The organism is Teichococcus deserti, assembly GCF_001982615.1.
Taxonomy (GTDB): domain Bacteria; phylum Pseudomonadota; class Alphaproteobacteria; order Acetobacterales; family Acetobacteraceae; genus Pseudoroseomonas; species Pseudoroseomonas deserti.
In genome coordinates, this window is record NZ_MLCO01000523.1 from 1 (window position 1) to 581 (window position 581).

Annotated in this window: 1 pseudogene; it reads right to left on the reverse strand. The window is 73.8% G+C overall.

Annotated features, from left to right (window positions below):
* Positions 1-581: pseudogene (locus tag BKE38_RS29695) on the reverse strand (fumarylacetoacetate hydrolase); the annotation flags it as partial.

The window sequence follows — 581 nt, forward strand, 5'->3', positions numbered from 1 at the left end:
CCTCGGGCTCCGGATTGTTCCAGTCGCTGCCGGGATGGATGCCGATCAGCGCGCCGGAGCCGACGGCGGACAGCGACTGGCCCTTGGTGAAGACCTCGGCGTCCGGGCCGATGCCGACCTCGAGATACTGGCTCCACCAGCCGCGCGCGATCAGGTTCTCCTTCAGCGCGGTGGCTTCGGCGCTGCCGGGGCGGAGCGCCGCCAGGTCGTCGCCGATGATGCCGCGGATCTCGCCGCGGACGCGCTCGGCCTGGCTGGCGTCGCCGCGGCAGCGCTCCTCGATCACCCGCTCCAGCATGGACCGCGCATAGGTCACGCCGCAGGCCTTCAGCGCCTGCAGGTCGAAAGGCGCCAGCAGCCGGTAGGGACCCTCGCCCGACAACAGCGCGGTCAGGTCGAGCGCCAGCGGCTCGCCCTCCGCCCCGATGGCGCTGACCGGGTCGGCGCCGTTCAGCCAGGCGCTGACGGTGCCGTAGGCCGGCGTCATGTCCATCACCTGGCCGCCGGAGATGGCCAGCGCCAGCGGCCCCTCGGGCCCCTCGGCGCGCAGCGCGAAATGGCCGTCGCGCCAGTCGGCGGGG